Here is a 229-nt window from a genome sequence, read left to right as displayed (position 1 = left end):
GAAGCAGGAAATAACCTGTTGCTCGAAACGATCCATGAGCCGGGCAAAGAAACTATTCCTTTCAAAATGGCCCCTTTTGTTTATCTGGGAACGATAGTCACTCATTTTTTTGGCGGATCGGCAGGACGTGAAGGTACAGCTCTTCAAATGGCGGGTGCAATTTCAGACCAGTTCACCCGTCTTTTGCGACTCAATCAGAATGAAAGAAAAGTATTAATTATTTCAGCAA

1 protein-coding gene is annotated in these 229 nt (G+C 43.2%); it reads left to right on the top strand.

Annotation, left to right across the window (positions count from 1 at the left end; translation table 11 throughout):
* Positions 1-18 precede the first annotated feature (18 nt).
* A partial coding sequence (locus ACPYOG_RS21205) for a chloride channel protein (protein ID WP_481296005.1) occupies positions 19-229 on the top strand: 211 nt, incomplete at its 3' end.

Source organism: Leifsonia sp. HAY1-4F (assembly GCF_056755275.1).
This window is presented reverse-complemented; position numbering and strand designations above follow the sequence as displayed.